The sequence below is a fragment of the Actinocorallia herbida genome (genome assembly GCF_003751225.1).
Classification (GTDB): domain Bacteria; phylum Actinomycetota; class Actinomycetes; order Streptosporangiales; family Streptosporangiaceae; genus Actinocorallia; species Actinocorallia herbida.
The window spans coordinates 9,392,649-9,405,653 of the sequence record NZ_RJKE01000001.1; the positions used below are offsets into that span (position 1 = coordinate 9,392,649).

The window sequence follows — 13,005 nt, forward strand, 5'->3', positions numbered from 1 at the left end:
CAAGGGTGGACAGGGACCCCGTGTCGCCCACGGGGCGGGAGGGATGATCTTGCGCGTGCCGCTCCTGAGATCCCTCGCGTTCCCGCTGGCCGCCGCGGCGGCCGGCGCGATCCCCCTCTGCGCGTCTCCCGCGCACGCGTCGCGCACCGGCTACCGCCCGCCCGAGGGCGCGGTCTTCAGCCATCCGACGGCCGCGGGCCCCGGCCGGGAGAACGCGATCCGCGACCGCCTCCTCGACCTGATCGACCACGCCGCGCCGGGCTCGACGATCCGCGCCGCGATGTACCTGTGGCGCGACGACGCGATCACCGATGCCCTGGTCCGGGCGAAGGACAAGCGCAGGGTGACGGTCCAGATCGTCACCAACAACTCCTCGGACAGCCAGGCGCGCGGGTACTTCAAGTTGCTGCGCAAGAAGATCGGCGGCCACCGGCCGGGGTTCACCGACGGCTCGTGGGCCGCGGAGTGCCGGAAGAGCTGGGGCTGCCTCGGGACGGGCATCCACCACAACAAGTTCTTCCTGTTCTCCAAGGTCGGCGCCACCCCCGACGTCGTCGTGCAGAGCTCGGCGAACCTCACGCTGGAGGAGCGCACGGAGTTCTGGAACAACGCCTACTCCGTCGCCGACCCGGGGCTCTACGCCGTCTACGGGGACTACTTCGAGCGGCTGCGAGGGGGCGTCGACCGGGTGCTCCCGCCGCCCGACGACGCCTTCACCCATGTCGTCAGCGGTAAGCACGCGCTCTACACGACCCCCAGCGCCGGATACGGCGACCCGATCTCCGAGGCGCTCGGCCAGGTGCGGTGCAGCGCGGATCCGAAGCGGCCGACCCGGATCCGGATCGCGATGTTCAAGTTCGGGCTGCGCCCGGTCGCCGAGCGGCTCGCCCTGCTGCGCGCGGAACCGGGCGGGCACTGCCGGGTCGACCTCGTCTACGGGATGCTCGGGACGAACCCGGAGGCCGCGATCCGGATGGAGGAGTACGTGCGGGAGGGCGTCGACGCGGCGCGGGAGTGCACCGAGCCGATGACCGTCCACTCCAAGTACCTGGCGATCGACGCGGGCGCGGGGAGCTTCGAGGGCGTGACGGGCCGGAAGGCCGTCTTCACGGGCAGCCTCAACTACATGCCTTACGACCTGCGCCGCAACGACGAGACGGTGCTGCGGATCACCGACGCCCGGGTGCACGACCAGTACCGGACGGACTTCGACCGCCATCTCTTCCCGACCTGTGCGAAACCGTGGTGGGAAGGCGACTGAACCGCAACGCACTGATCTGTCCCGCCCGGGCCTATGTCCGATATGTTGCGCTCTACTTCACGGTAACCGTGAGGGAACCCTGGCAGGGGTGGGTGAACGGTGAGTGCCGCACGGTGAAGCTTGAGAATTTCGGTCGGGTTCTGATCTGCGCCCTGACCTCCCTTTCGGTGGCTGCGACAGGGCTGCTCGCCGTTCCCGCGGCGGCCGCCGCCCCCGTCCCCGCCGACGGCGGCGCGAAGATCGTCGCGACCGAGCGGATCGGCCCGCGCACCGTGGACATCACCGTCGACACGCCGTCGGTCACCGCCATGGACCCCAAGGTCCGGATCCTCCTCCCCGAGGGCTGGACCGAGAACGCCGACCGGACCTGGCCCGTGCTCTACGTCCTCGGCGGCGGACCCGACACGTACACGATCTGGACCGAGAAGACCGACATCGAGAAGACGTCGGCGGGCGCCGACGTCATCGTCGTCATGCCGGAGTCGGGGCACAGCCAGGGATTCGTCGACTGGTACAACGGCGGCAAGGGCGGCTCGCCCAAGTGGGAGACCTTCCACACCCAGGAGGTCCGCCAGCTCGTCGAGCGGAACTTCCACGGCGGCGCCAAGCGCGCCGTGATGGGGATCTCCTCCGGCGGGTCGGGCGCGATGATGTACGCGACCCGCAACCCCGGCCTCTACGACTACGTCGCGGCGTTCAGCAGCATGCTCCACCCCACGAAGCCGGGCGTCCCGGCGATCATGCTGCTGTCGGACATGGTCGTCGGCGAGGTCGCCGACCCGTTCGACAAGCTCGGCGACCCGCTGTTCGACCGCTGGAACTGGCTGGAGCACGACCCGTACGTCAACGCGGCGGCGCTGCGCGGGACCGGGATCTACATCTCCTCGGGCACCACGGGCCTGCCGGGGCCGCTCGACCCCGGCCCCGACGTCATCTATGACGAGAAGGGCGACGTCATCGAGGTCGTCAAGCACTACGCGGCGGGGACGACGGGGGAGAAGCTCGTCGGTCTGACCGCCAAGGACATGGCGGCCCGCCTGGAGGCCATGGACATCCCCGCGACCGTCAACCTCTACGGCGACGGCATGCACGCCTGGCCCTACTGGGATCGCGAGTACAAGGCGGCCTGGCCGCTGATCATGCGGGCCCTGGGCGCCTGAGCCCGCGGGGCGGCGCCTACGCCGCCTGGCAGGCCGGGCAGAGCCCCCAGTAGATGACGTCGGCCTCGTCGACGGCGAAGCCCGCCGCGTTCGCGGGCTCCAGGCAGGGCGCGTGCCCCACCGCGCAGTCGACGTCGGCGACCGCCCCGCAGCTGCGGCAGACGAGGTGGTGGTGGTTGTCGCCGACCCGGGACTCGTACCGGGCGGGCGAGCCCGCGGGCTCGATCCGGCGCAGCAGCCCGGTGTCGGTCAGCGCGTTGAGCGCCTCGTAGACGGCCTGACTCGACACATGGCCGACCCGTTCGCGTACCTTCCCCGCGACCTCTTCGGCCGTCAGATGCCGGGCGAACCGGAGCGTCTCCAGGATCGCCACCCGCGCGGACGTCACTCTCAGTCCGGCGCCGCGCAGCTGCGCCGCGGAGTCCGCCTTGGCGGTCACGTCCATCTCTCCACCACACGATCAAGTCAAGGAAACGGGCAGGCTTCACCGGTCGCCGGCGCCTCGGTGAGCCGGTGGCGGAGTCCGCTTTACCCTCCAAGGTACAAACCCCAGGACGAAGCCATGCCAACCGGACAGGCTGGTGATGCGGCGCATACCCCTCCGGGGGATGATGGAGCGGTGACGGAGACGGGGACCCCACTGCGGCGTAAGCCCGCTCAGCGCCGTTCGGCCGAGCGGGTCCAGCGGATGCTCGACGCCTGCGCCGAGATTCTTGACGAGGCAGGGTACGACGGTCTGTCGACCACCAGGATCGCCCAACGGGCGGGGGTGGCGATCGGATCGGTCTACCAGTTCTTTCCCGACAAGCGCGCGGTGGCCCAGGCGCTCGCCTTGCGCAACCTCGAGGAGTTCGGCGACCGGATCGGGGTGCTGCTGGACGAACTGCCCGCCCGGAGCTGGTCCCAGCTGGTCGGCCGCGCGATCGACATCTTCGTGGAGATGCACCGGACGGTGCCGGGCTTCCGGGTGCTGCGCTTCGGCGACGTCGCCGACCTGCACCTGCTCGACGAGTCCGAGGACAACAACGCGGTGGTGGCCGACCGGCTGCGCGAGCTGATCGTCCAGACGACGGGGGTCGCCGACAGCCCGGAGCTGGAGCGGGCGTTCGCGATCACCGTCGAGTCGGCGGACGCGCTGATCAAGATGGCCTTCCGCCGCGCGGCCGACGGCGACGACGCGGTGATCGGCGAGGCCAAGGGGCTTATCCAGACGTACCTGTCCGGCTACCTCGAACAGTGATCTATCTACTGTTCACCCAGCAGAAGACCGCTATGGCGGTCGAAACCCATGATTCCCGGACATTACTTCTTTGGCGTGTCCCATGGCCGTCCATCCTGTCACCATGGGTTCATGACCGGTGACGAAATCGCCAGGCCGCGCAGCGGCTCTGTCGGCGGTGTCCCCTTTGTGGCGCTACCGCCGACCGCGGTGGACTCTCCGCCCGCCGAGGGCCTCATCGTGGCCTGGCACGCGTTCGACCCACCGCGCACGGAGGCCGCGATGGCGGCGGCGCTGCCCATGACCTCGGTGCCGGTGTGGCGGGTCTACCTGGGGCTGCGGCTGCCCGGCGACGTCGCCGACCGCGACTACGTGCGGCTGCTGGGCGGCACCGTGGAACGTGCCGCCGCAGAGCTGCCCGAGTGCGTCGCCGCGCTGCGCGCCCTGCTGGGCTGCGGGGACGGCGCGATCGGCCTGGTCGGCCATGGCGAGGGCGCGCTCATCGCGCTGCTCGCGCTCGCCGAGCGGCGGGTCGAGGTCTCCGCCGCGGCCCTGCTCGCCCCGGTCTCCAGCCCGACGCGCGCGGTCGCCGCGCGCGAGCAGCGGCTCGGCCCCTACCCGTGGGACGCCGAGACCCGGGCCGTCGCCGCCCGGCTCGAAATCGCCGGGCGGGCCGCCGAGGTCGTCCGGCAGGACCCCCGGGTGTTGCTGGTCAGCGGCGGCACCGACCTGCTGGTGCCGACCTCGGAGGTGATGTCCCTGCGCGATCTGCTCGCCGACGCGGGCCTGACCACCGCTGAGGCCGCGACCTTCCGGATGGGGCACGCGCTCGCCGACGCCCCCGGCCTGGAGCCGCGCCCGCCGGTGGCCGCCGCGGTCAGCGTCGACGGCGCCCTCACCGACTGGTTCCGCAAGCACTACGCCACCACGCCCTACCAGGACGATCTGGCCCTGGCGGCGGGCGTCGGCTAGCCCCCCAGCACCTCGGCGAGGGTCGCGACGGCCTGGTCGATCTCGTCCTCGGTGTTGTAGTAGTGCGCCGAGGCACGCACCCGCGCGGGCGGATGGGCCCCGCCGTCGTAGCGGAAGGTCTGCTCCGACACCCGGGTGACGACTCCGCGCGCCGCGAGTTCCGTGACGAGTTCGCCCGCCTCCCGCACGGTGTGCCCGAAGGTCACGATGCCGCTCTTGTGCGCGCCCCTGTCGTGCACGGTCACCCCGGGCAGGCCGGAGAGTCCGGTGCGCAGCCGGGCGGCGAGGCCCTGGACGCGCCCCGCGATGGCGTCGAGCCCCAGGTCGAGCGCGTACCGGGCGGCGGTCCCGAGCCCGAGCTGGTTCGCGACGGACCGTTCCCAGCTCTCGAAGCGCCGCGCGTCGGGCCGGAACGCGAAGTCGTCGGGGCCGGTGAGGTCGGCCGCCAGCAGGTCGACCACGGGCGGGTCGAGCAGCGGCAGGATCTCGGCCCTGGCGTAGAGGAAGCCGGTGCCGCGCGGCCCGCGCAGGAACTTGCGCCCGGTCGCCGACAGCAGGTCGGCGTTCAGCTCCCGCACGTCGACCGGGACCTGGCCGACGGACTGGCAGGCGTCCAGCAGGAACAGGGCGCCGTGCTCCCGGGCCAGGGCGCCGACCTCGGCGGCCGGGTTGATCAGCCCGTCATGGGTCGGCATGTGGTTCAGCGCGACGAGCCGGACGCCGCCCCGGGCGAGGGCCGCGGCGAGCGCGTCGAGGTCGATGGTGCCGTCGGCGTCGTCGGGCACGACCTCGGTGACCGTCCCGTGCCTCCGGGCGACCTGGGCGTAGGCGAGGGCGCTGCTCGTGTACTCGCTCTCGGTGGTGAGGATGCGATCGCCGGGTTTGAAAGGAATGGCGTAGAAAGCCTGATCCCATGCGCGAGTGGCGCTTTCGGTGAAGGCGATCTCGGCGGGTTCGGCGCCGACCAACTCGGCGAGCGCGGCATAGGAGCCGGCGAGGTCCTCGGCGGCGGCGTCGGCCGCCTCGTAGCCGCCGATCTCCGACTCCAGTGTGAGATGCGCGACAACCGTCGTCAGGACGGGTTCCGGTGGCAGCGCGGAGCCGGCCGCGTTCAGGTGGATGGCGTGCCGCGTGCCCGGTGTGTGCTGCCTGATCAGGTCGATGTCCACGCTCGTCCTCTCCAGGGGGGTGGTTCGAACCAGCATAGGGAGCCCGGCATTCTAGGGGGATGATGCGCAGACTGATCGCCGTTGGAGCCCTGCTCGCCCTCGCCGGATGCGCGTCGTCCGGCACGGACACCGCGTCCGAGGCCGACCGGGGCACGGCGGGGGCGGTCTTCACCCTCGCGTTCGCGGGCGACGTCTCCTTCACCGGCGATCTCGCCGGCCGCCTCGACGACCCGGCGAAGGCCCTGTCGACGGCCGCTCCGCAGCTCGGCGCCGCCGATGTGACCGTGGTGCACGCCTCGGACGTCAAGGCGCTGCCCGCGCTCCAGGCCGCCGGGGTGGACGCGGCGATGGTCGGCGCGGCCGAGGTCCCGGCGGACACGACGATGCCGGTGATGGGCGGCACCTTCGAGCCGCTGGTCGCGAACGTCAACGGCGGCCAGGTCGCGTTCTTCGGCGCGGAGCAGAAGGTCGCCGGGGACGACCGCCTCATCCAGGCGATCAAGGACGCCGACGGCAAGTACAGCGCCGTCGTCGTCTACAGCGAGTGGGGCGAGAAGGGTCAGAGCTGCCCGGACGACGCGCAGAAGAGCGAGGCGGCGAAGTACATCGACGCGGGCGCGGACGCCGTCGTCGGCAGCGGCGCCGGGGTGCTCCAGGGCGGCGGCCTGCTCAAGGAGAAGTACGTCCACTACGGCCTCGGCTCCTTCATCACGCCCGACTTCGACGCCGCCGGGCCGACCGGGCAGACCGGCGTGCTCACCCTGACGTTCAGCGGCTCGATCGTCACCGGCGCCGACTGGGCCCCGGCCGCGATCGAGGCTCCCGGCCTGCCTGCGCCGCTCAAGGACGAGGCCGCCCAGAACGCCTACACCGCGTGGCAGGCGCTCACCGGGTGCGCGGGCCTCAAGCAGTGATCTCCGTGGCCTGATCGGGTGAACACACGGCCTCCGCACGGCGTCACCTAAGGGAGATCAGGCTCTGCCATCCTGTCGGCGGCAGAGGTCACCCGTCGCTGGAGGTCCCTACATGCGGGCGAAGTTGATGTCGGCGGCCGTCGTGGCGCTCGCCCTGAGTGCGGCGGCGTGCAGCAGCGCCGAGGACAAGTCGGAGGCCGAAGGAGGCACCCGGCCTACCGCGGAGGCGGAGGGCGCCGCCTCGAACGAGCCGGAGGAGCCCGTCCAGGAGGCCATCACGCTGGCGTTCGGCGGCGATGTCCACTTCGAGGACTACCTGCGCGCCCGGCTGGCCACCCCCAAGACCGCGCTCGGGCCCGTCGCGGCGACCCTGCGCAAGGCCGATTTCGCGATGGTCAATCTGGAGACGGCGATCACCGAGGGGGGTACGCCCGCGCCGGGCAAGGAGTTCACCTTCCGCGCCCCGGCGACCGCGTTCAAAGCGCTGCGCGCGGCGGGCGTGGACGCCGTCAGCATGGCCAACAACCACGGCATGGACTTCATGGAGACCGGTCTCGCCGACTCGCTGAAGGCCATCAAGAAGTCCAAGTTCCCGACGCTCGGCATCGGCAAGGACGCCGACGAGGCCTACGCGCCCTACCGGACCGAGATCAAGGGCAACAAGATCGCGGTCCTCGGTGCGACCCAGGTTCTCGACGACCACCTCATCGCGGCGTGGACCGCGACCGACGAGAAGGGCGGCCTGGCCTCGGCCAAGGACGTCGACCGGATGGTCCAGGCCGTCGAGACGGCCCGCAAGGGGTCCGACCTCGTCGTGGTCTACCTGCACTGGGGGCAGGAGCTGGCGACGTGCCCGCTGCCCCGGCAGGAGGAGCTCGCCGACCAGCTCGTCAAGGCGGGCGCGGACGTCGTCGTCGGCGGGCACGCGCACGTGCCGCTGGCGGGCGGGTACCTGCGCGGCAGCTATGTCCATTACGGCCTGGGGAACTTCGTGTTCAGCTCGGCCGGCGGGGCGACCGCGGCCTCCGGCGTCCTGGTGCTGAAGGCCAAGGGCGGCAAGATCCTCAAGGCGGCCTGGAAGCCCGCCAGGATCTCCTCCGGCCTGCCGATCCCGCTCAAGGGCGCCGCGGCCAAGGCCGAGGTGGCCCGCTGGAAGGCCCTGCGCGACTGCACGGGTCTCGCCGCGGGCCCCGGCGCCGCCTGAGCCGCGACGGGCACGGCCCCCGGTGAGGGAGCCGTGCCCGGTCGGTGCCTGTCTGAGCGTCCGCTCTAGCGCGCTACGGCGTCACTCGCCGTCTTCGAAGGCGAAGGTCGCGGGCACGGTCACGTTCTTGTTCTGCTCCGCGGTGCCGTAGACGACGGCGATCTCGCGGTGCGACTCCAGCGTGATGTCCTGCGCGGCGTCCTGGACTTCCTTGCCGTCCACGTAGAGCTTCAGGGTGTGGGTGGCGTCGGTCTTGAACTGGCCGATCCCGGTCTTCGACAGCGGGATCTCCCAGAGGTCGAACACCTGCTGGAGGTTGAAGACCTTGTCCGGGCTGTAGGACTCGACGTGCAGGACCCCGCGGGTGTCGTGGGTGTGCAGCTCGGCGATGTTGCCCGCGGCGTCGATGCCGAGGTTCGCCGGGACCTGCTGCTGCTCGCCGTTCACGAACAGGGACAGGTGGGCGTGGATGTGCTTGGCGTCGCCCTCCATGCCCAGCTTGACGTCCAGGCCGAGCTCCTCGGCGCGCTTGATCGGGTCGTCGGGCAGGGCCCACGGCGGGCCGGCCTCGACACGCGCCTGGTTCGCCTTGTTGTGCTTCTCCTCCTGCGCCGCCTTGTCCCGATTGATCGCCCAGAAGGCGCCGCCGCCGAGGGCGCCGACGACGACGATCACCACCGCGAAGGTGATGATCCACCGGACGCGCTCCGCGCGCTTCTCGGCGGCGCGCATCTTGGCCACGCGTTCTCTCGCGTCGCCGCCGCCCGCCTTGCTCTTGGTAGCCACTTGCCTGGTCCTCCGGGATCGTCGCGGGTCATGCCAAGGCATGCCACCGCTCAAGGATAGGTAAGAGCTTGGCCTTCCAGTGCCCTCCTGCGCCACCCCCCGACGGCTCCGGGTTCCGCGTGGACTTGTCGGGATAAGCCAGAAAGGGAGTGGGGAATCATTGGGGGAAATGCCAGAATGGGCGGGCGATGCTCATTCCGTGAAAGGCTTCACGGCATGTTCAAGGAACGTGTCGTTTCCCTTTCCCCAGGCCCTGACCTGTACTAACGTCCGGCCCGATGGTGCCGTCGGAAAGGCGGTGTGACCGAGTCCGCAGGGGGATGGGAAATGAAGAACTCGACGAAGGCCCTGGTCTGCGCCAGTGCGTTCGCGCCGGTGCTCGCCCTGATCGGCGCGGCGCCGGCAGCGGCGGCCAAGGACGGCGGCCCCGCCGCGATCCTGGCGCAGGGCACCGGACTGGTCGCCAATCAGGCGCGACCCGTGGTGAAGATCGTCGAAGGGGTCCAGGTCCGCAAGGACGGGATGGGCGTCGCCGGGGGCCTCGGCGTCGTCCAGCAGCTCGCCAACGGCACGCAGCAGGTCACCTCACTGCTGTCGGGCGTCAGCGCGAAGCCCAACGCGCTCAACCTCACCAACCTGGGCAGCCGGTGCACGGCCGCCCCGGACGGTAAGCTGTCGGGCGCCACCGTCATCAACGGCAGGCTCGCGGGCAAGCGGCTGCCCGAGGCCCCCGCGGCCGGGACCAGGATCCCGCTCGCCGACGGCGCCTACGCGATCCTCAACCACCAGACCAGCGACGCGCTCGGCGGCGAGGTCGTCGGCATGCGCCTCGTGGACGAGTCGGGCGAGCCCACCGACCTCGCGGTCTCCCGCTGCACGTCGTCGGCCCGGATGCCCTCCCCGGCCGACCCCGTCGGCAGCCTGCTCAACGGCGCGCTCGGCGGCAAGAACCCGGTCGGCGACCTGCTCGGCGGAGTGGTCGGAGGCAACGCGACCAAGGGCAAGGGCAAGGGCGGCGGCAGCAAGCCCGCGATCAAGGGCGGCGCCCCGATCAAGGGCGGCGGCGACCTGGTCGGCCAGCTCACCGGCGCCAAGGGGAACAAGGACATCGTCGGCCAGCTGGTGGGCGGCATCTCGCCGCTCGGCCGCACCGCGAACGGCGCGCCCGACGCGGTGGGCGAGGGCGTGCCGGACCGCAGCGCCGAGTTCGCCGCGGCCGAGCGCCGCGCCGACGACGACCCGATCGCGCTCGGCACCCCCGCGTCGATGCTGCTCGGGCCTGGCAACCCGCTGATGAAGGCGATCGCGGGCAGCCTCACGGGTATCGGGGCCGCGGCCAAGTCGGTGAACCCGGCGGGCGCGGGAGGCAAGCTGGGCGGTCTGCCCGGGCTGCCCGGTCTGCAGACACAGGCGGGCCAGGTCGGCCTGCCCACCAATCCGCTGGGCTGATCTCCGCGCGAAGGCCGCGCCGTCCCTACCCGGGGCCGCGCGGCCTTCGTGTTCCCGGAGCCGTCCGGGCCATGTTCACCGGGCAGGGTCAGTCGCGCGCGGCGAGCTCGACGGCGAAGGCCGCGGCGGCGTCGCGCATCACCGGGATGACCTTCTCGACGGTCTCCGGCGTCATCCTGCCGCTCGGCCCGGACACCGAGAGCGCCGCGAGCGCGGGGGTCTGCGGGAGCGGCACCGCGACGCAGCGGACGCCGAGCTCCTGCTCCTCGTCGTCGATGGAGTAGCCGCGGGCGCGGATCAGGGCGAGCTCGGCCATGAGCGCGTCGGGGTCGGTGAAGGTGCGCGGGGTGCGGGCGGGCATCCCCGTCCGGCCGACGATCTCCCGCGCGACCTCCTCGGGGAGCTGGGCCAGCAGGGCCTTGCCCACCCCCGTGCAGTGCGGCAGGACCCGCCGCCCGACCTCGGTGAACATGCGCATCGAATGGCGGGACGGCACCTGCGCGACGTAGACGACCTCGTCGCCTTCCAGCACCGCCATGTTGGCGGTCTCGCCCAGATCGTCGACGAGCGCGGCGAGGACGGGCCGCGCCCAGGTGCCCAGCAGCCGGGACGCGCTGTCGCCGAGCCGGATCAGCCGGGGGCCCAGCGCGTACCTGCGGGACGCCTCCTGGCGGGCGTACCCGTGCCCGACGAGGGTCTGCATCAGCCGGTAGACCGTCGGCATCGGCAGTCCGGACCGCTCGGTCAGCTCGGTCAGCGCCATCTCGCCGCCCGCGTCCGCCAGATGCTCCAGCAGCTCGAAGGCCCGCTCCAGCGAACGCACAGTCATGCCGTCAGTGTACGGAAACCGTTTTTCGCCCACCGAAAGAGGGGGCGGGGGGTTATCGGCGGTGCGAGCCGGGCATGGAGTCACACGCCCCCCAAATGATCATCTACGGGGGAGGAAGCGTGGGACGGACGCGGAGCACGGCGGTCGCGGCGGGTCTGTCCGCGGGCCTGCTGGCCTGGCCGATGGCGGCCTGGAGCAGCGGCGAGACGGCCGAGGACCGGCCGTCCGGGGCGCGGAAGGTCGAGGTCGAGGCGGTCGCCGCGGCGCTCGGCCGCGCCGCGGACGTGCACTACTACGAGGTCTCGCTGAGCGTGCCCGAGGGCGTCGCCAAGGACGTGCGGCTGTCGGTCTCGGCCGAAGGCGCCGACGCCGAGTGGGCCGAGAAGCCCGAGAGTTGCGTCGCGGTGCCGACGGGCCTCAGTTGCAGTCCCGGCTCCGTCAAGGGCACGGTCCGGCTGCCGCGCTTCGGCGTCCGCGAGACGGGCACGCCCGGCCGGTTCACGGCCGCGGTGTCCGCGGCCAACGCCGCGGGCACGATCGTGACCGCCGACCCCGCCTCCGGCAGCGTGCCGGTCCTGGAACCCGTGCCGACGCCCACGGACGGCCCGGACCCGGCCGAGAACGGCGTAGGCGACGACCTCGTAGGCGATGGCCTCGAAGGCGTCGTCGACGGCGGCCTGGTCCGGGGACCCGACGCGGCCGAGATGCCGGACGACCTGACGGACGGCACGGCCGAGCCCGACGCCACCACCGCCGCCGATGATTCCGCCGCCGACGCGGAAGATTCCGCTGCCGAAGTCGCCGGCGCGAAGGAACCCGACCTGGACTGGATCAAGGACACGGGCTTCGATGACGCCGCCGCGTTCCCCGACGCCGCCGGGGAGGACGCCGCGCCGTCCGGGGCAGATCCGGCGCCCCTCGCGAACGCCGGAGCGGGAGACTCCGGAGACGGGGAGGCGGAGGAGCCCCGGAAGGAAGAGCCCGACTCCGCCGCCGAAGGCGAGTCCCCCAAACCGACGTCCAGCCCTACGCCTGTCCGGACGAACGCCGATCCGGCCGGGGAGGAGGCCGGTCGGCCCGCCGCCGAGCCCGCGATCGGCCCGACGACCAGCTCCACGACCAGCCCGGCGCCCACGCCCACCAGAACGCCCTTCGGCAGGCCCTCCGCCAGGCCCGCCGTGCAGCCCTCGACCGGCCTCAAGGCCGACCCGCCGCCCAAGTCCTCCGGCAGGCCCGCCCAGCAGGCCGGGAACGGCGCCGTGTCCGGGCCGTCGATCACGCTTCCGCCCGGCCAGCTCGGTCCGAGCGCCTCGGGGAGGCCCGCCCTGGAGGTCCCGGTCGAGCAGTTCCTGCCCGAGCCGCAGGGGCCGGCGGTCACCGAGCCGGTCCAGGTGACTCCGCCCGCGATCTCTTTGCCCCAGGTCGTCCCACAGCCCGGGGCGCAGCCCGGCCCGCAGGTCCTGCCGGAGAACCTGCCGCGCGGGCCGGTCGTGCCGCGGGTGCCCGAGGCGCCGCAGCCCCAGGTGGCGCCGCCGGTCGCGGAGGGGCCGGGCGGGTTCGACGCGGCGCCGCCCATGGCGACCGCGTCCGGGGGGATCGACGGGTTGCCCGTGGTGACCCCGTCGGTGGCGCCGCCCGCCAGGGCGCTCCCCGGGCTCGCCCCGGCGCCGGCCCAGGTCCCGGCGCCCGCGGCCCCGACGCCGCACCTGGTCGAGCACGCCGCGATGTCGCTCGACACCGCGGACGCCTGGGCGGAGCCGAAGGAGAAGTCCGCCTGGTTGACGGTCCTCGCCGTCGCGGTCGTCGGGGAGGTGCTGCTGCTGTGGTGCACCGTGGCGATCGGCGCCTGGCGGCGGCGCCTGTCGCTGCACGACGGTTACCCGCTGCGTCGGCGCGGAAGGCGCTGAGTGATGACCGGAAAATGGGTCTGCGAGGGCTCCGCTCGGAAAGCCGCAGGTAGGGAGCGATTCATCCCCGTCTTGTCATCCGGATAACAAAAGGTCCTGAATCGAATCGTCCTGGCGGTTAGTGACCCTTGCGGA

General features: G+C 72.3%; 12 protein-coding genes. 8 read left to right on the forward strand and 4 right to left on the reverse strand.

Annotation, left to right across the window (positions count from 1 at the left end; translation table 11 throughout):
* Positions 1-55: 55 nt before the first annotated feature.
* Both EDD29_RS42860 and EDD29_RS42865 read left to right on the forward strand, forming a co-directional pair.
* On the forward strand, positions 56-1,261 hold the full coding sequence (locus EDD29_RS42860; RefSeq protein ID WP_170201796.1) for a phospholipase D-like domain-containing protein: 1,206 nt from the start codon (positions 56-58) through the stop codon (positions 1,259-1,261).
* A gap of 167 nt (positions 1,262-1,428) precedes the next feature.
* Positions 1,429-2,421, forward strand: a complete 993-nt coding sequence (locus tag EDD29_RS42865; RefSeq protein WP_148086290.1) for an alpha/beta hydrolase — start codon at positions 1,429-1,431, stop codon at positions 2,419-2,421.
* Positions 2,422-2,437: 16 nt separating this feature from the next.
* Here EDD29_RS42865 and EDD29_RS42870 read toward each other — a convergent pair whose 3' ends face one another.
* A complete protein-coding gene (locus EDD29_RS42870) occupies positions 2,438-2,866 on the reverse strand; it encodes a Fur family transcriptional regulator (RefSeq protein ID WP_123669847.1) in 429 nt (142 codons plus the stop codon).
* Positions 2,867-3,040: 174 nt separating this feature from the next.
* Between EDD29_RS42870 and EDD29_RS42875 the strand changes: the two genes are divergently transcribed.
* Both EDD29_RS42875 and EDD29_RS42880 read left to right on the forward strand, forming a co-directional pair.
* Positions 3,041-3,661: a TetR/AcrR family transcriptional regulator gene (locus tag EDD29_RS42875; protein WP_246053311.1), complete on the forward strand. Its 621-nt coding sequence runs from the start codon at positions 3,041-3,043 to the stop codon at positions 3,659-3,661.
* Between the two features lie 111 nt (positions 3,662-3,772).
* On the forward strand, positions 3,773-4,612 hold the full coding sequence (locus tag EDD29_RS42880) for a hypothetical protein (RefSeq protein WP_148086291.1): 840 nt from the start codon (positions 3,773-3,775) through the stop codon (positions 4,610-4,612).
* On the opposite strand, the gene EDD29_RS42885 is transcribed toward EDD29_RS42880, so the two are convergent.
* Positions 4,609-5,781: an aminotransferase class V-fold PLP-dependent enzyme gene (locus tag EDD29_RS42885; protein ID WP_246053312.1), complete on the reverse strand. Its 1,173-nt coding sequence runs from the start codon at positions 5,779-5,781 to the stop codon at positions 4,609-4,611. The genes EDD29_RS42880 and EDD29_RS42885 overlap by 4 nt on opposite strands.
* A gap of 59 nt (positions 5,782-5,840) precedes the next feature.
* On the opposite strand from EDD29_RS42885, the gene EDD29_RS42890 reads away from it, so the two are divergent.
* Positions 5,841-6,695 (forward strand): CapA family protein, encoded by an 855-nt coding sequence (locus EDD29_RS42890; protein ID WP_123669851.1) that lies wholly within the window; start codon positions 5,841-5,843, stop codon positions 6,693-6,695.
* Positions 6,696-6,807: 112 nt separating this feature from the next.
* Positions 6,808-7,899: a CapA family protein gene (locus EDD29_RS42895; RefSeq protein WP_123669852.1), complete on the forward strand. Its 1,092-nt coding sequence runs from the start codon at positions 6,808-6,810 to the stop codon at positions 7,897-7,899.
* An 81-nt stretch (positions 7,900-7,980) separates the two neighbouring features.
* On the opposite strand, the gene EDD29_RS42900 is transcribed toward EDD29_RS42895, so the two are convergent.
* Positions 7,981-8,685: a hypothetical protein gene (locus EDD29_RS42900; RefSeq protein WP_123669853.1), complete on the reverse strand. Its 705-nt coding sequence runs from the start codon at positions 8,683-8,685 to the stop codon at positions 7,981-7,983.
* Between the two features lie 327 nt (positions 8,686-9,012).
* On the opposite strand from EDD29_RS42900, the gene EDD29_RS42905 reads away from it, so the two are divergent.
* Complete coding sequence (locus EDD29_RS42905; RefSeq protein ID WP_123669854.1) at positions 9,013-10,134, forward strand: hypothetical protein; 1,122 nt, start codon at positions 9,013-9,015, stop codon at positions 10,132-10,134.
* 88 nt (positions 10,135-10,222) lie between these two features.
* Here EDD29_RS42905 and EDD29_RS42910 read toward each other — a convergent pair whose 3' ends face one another.
* Positions 10,223-10,963, reverse strand: a complete 741-nt coding sequence (locus EDD29_RS42910) for an IclR family transcriptional regulator (protein ID WP_123669855.1) — start codon at positions 10,961-10,963, stop codon at positions 10,223-10,225.
* 119 nt (positions 10,964-11,082) lie between these two features.
* Here EDD29_RS42910 and EDD29_RS42915 point away from each other — a divergent pair, with 119 nt between their 5' ends.
* Positions 11,083-12,870 carry a hypothetical protein gene (locus EDD29_RS42915; protein WP_148086292.1) on the forward strand — a complete coding sequence of 596 codons (1,788 nt, stop codon included), beginning with the start codon at positions 11,083-11,085 and terminating at the stop codon, positions 12,868-12,870.
* Positions 12,871-13,005 lie beyond the last annotated feature (135 nt).

Excerpts from the sequence above, each read along its gene's own strand:
- EDD29_RS42895 (WP_123669852.1), top strand. The coding sequence starts at position 6,808 with ATGCGGGCGAAGTTGATGTCGGCGGCCGTCGTGGCGCTCGCCCTGAGT.
- EDD29_RS42890 (WP_123669851.1), top strand. The coding sequence starts at position 5,841 with ATGATGCGCAGACTGATCGCCGTTGGAGCCCTGCTCGCCCTCGCCGGA.
- EDD29_RS42910 (WP_123669855.1), bottom strand. The coding sequence starts at position 10,963 with ATGACTGTGCGTTCGCTGGAGCGGGCCTTCGAGCTGCTGGAGCATCTG.
- EDD29_RS42905 (WP_123669854.1), top strand. The coding sequence starts at position 9,013 with ATGAAGAACTCGACGAAGGCCCTGGTCTGCGCCAGTGCGTTCGCGCCG.
- EDD29_RS42870 (WP_123669847.1), bottom strand. The coding sequence starts at position 2,866 with ATGGACGTGACCGCCAAGGCGGACTCCGCGGCGCAGCTGCGCGGCGCC.
- EDD29_RS42880 (WP_148086291.1), top strand. The coding sequence starts at position 3,773 with ATGACCGGTGACGAAATCGCCAGGCCGCGCAGCGGCTCTGTCGGCGGT.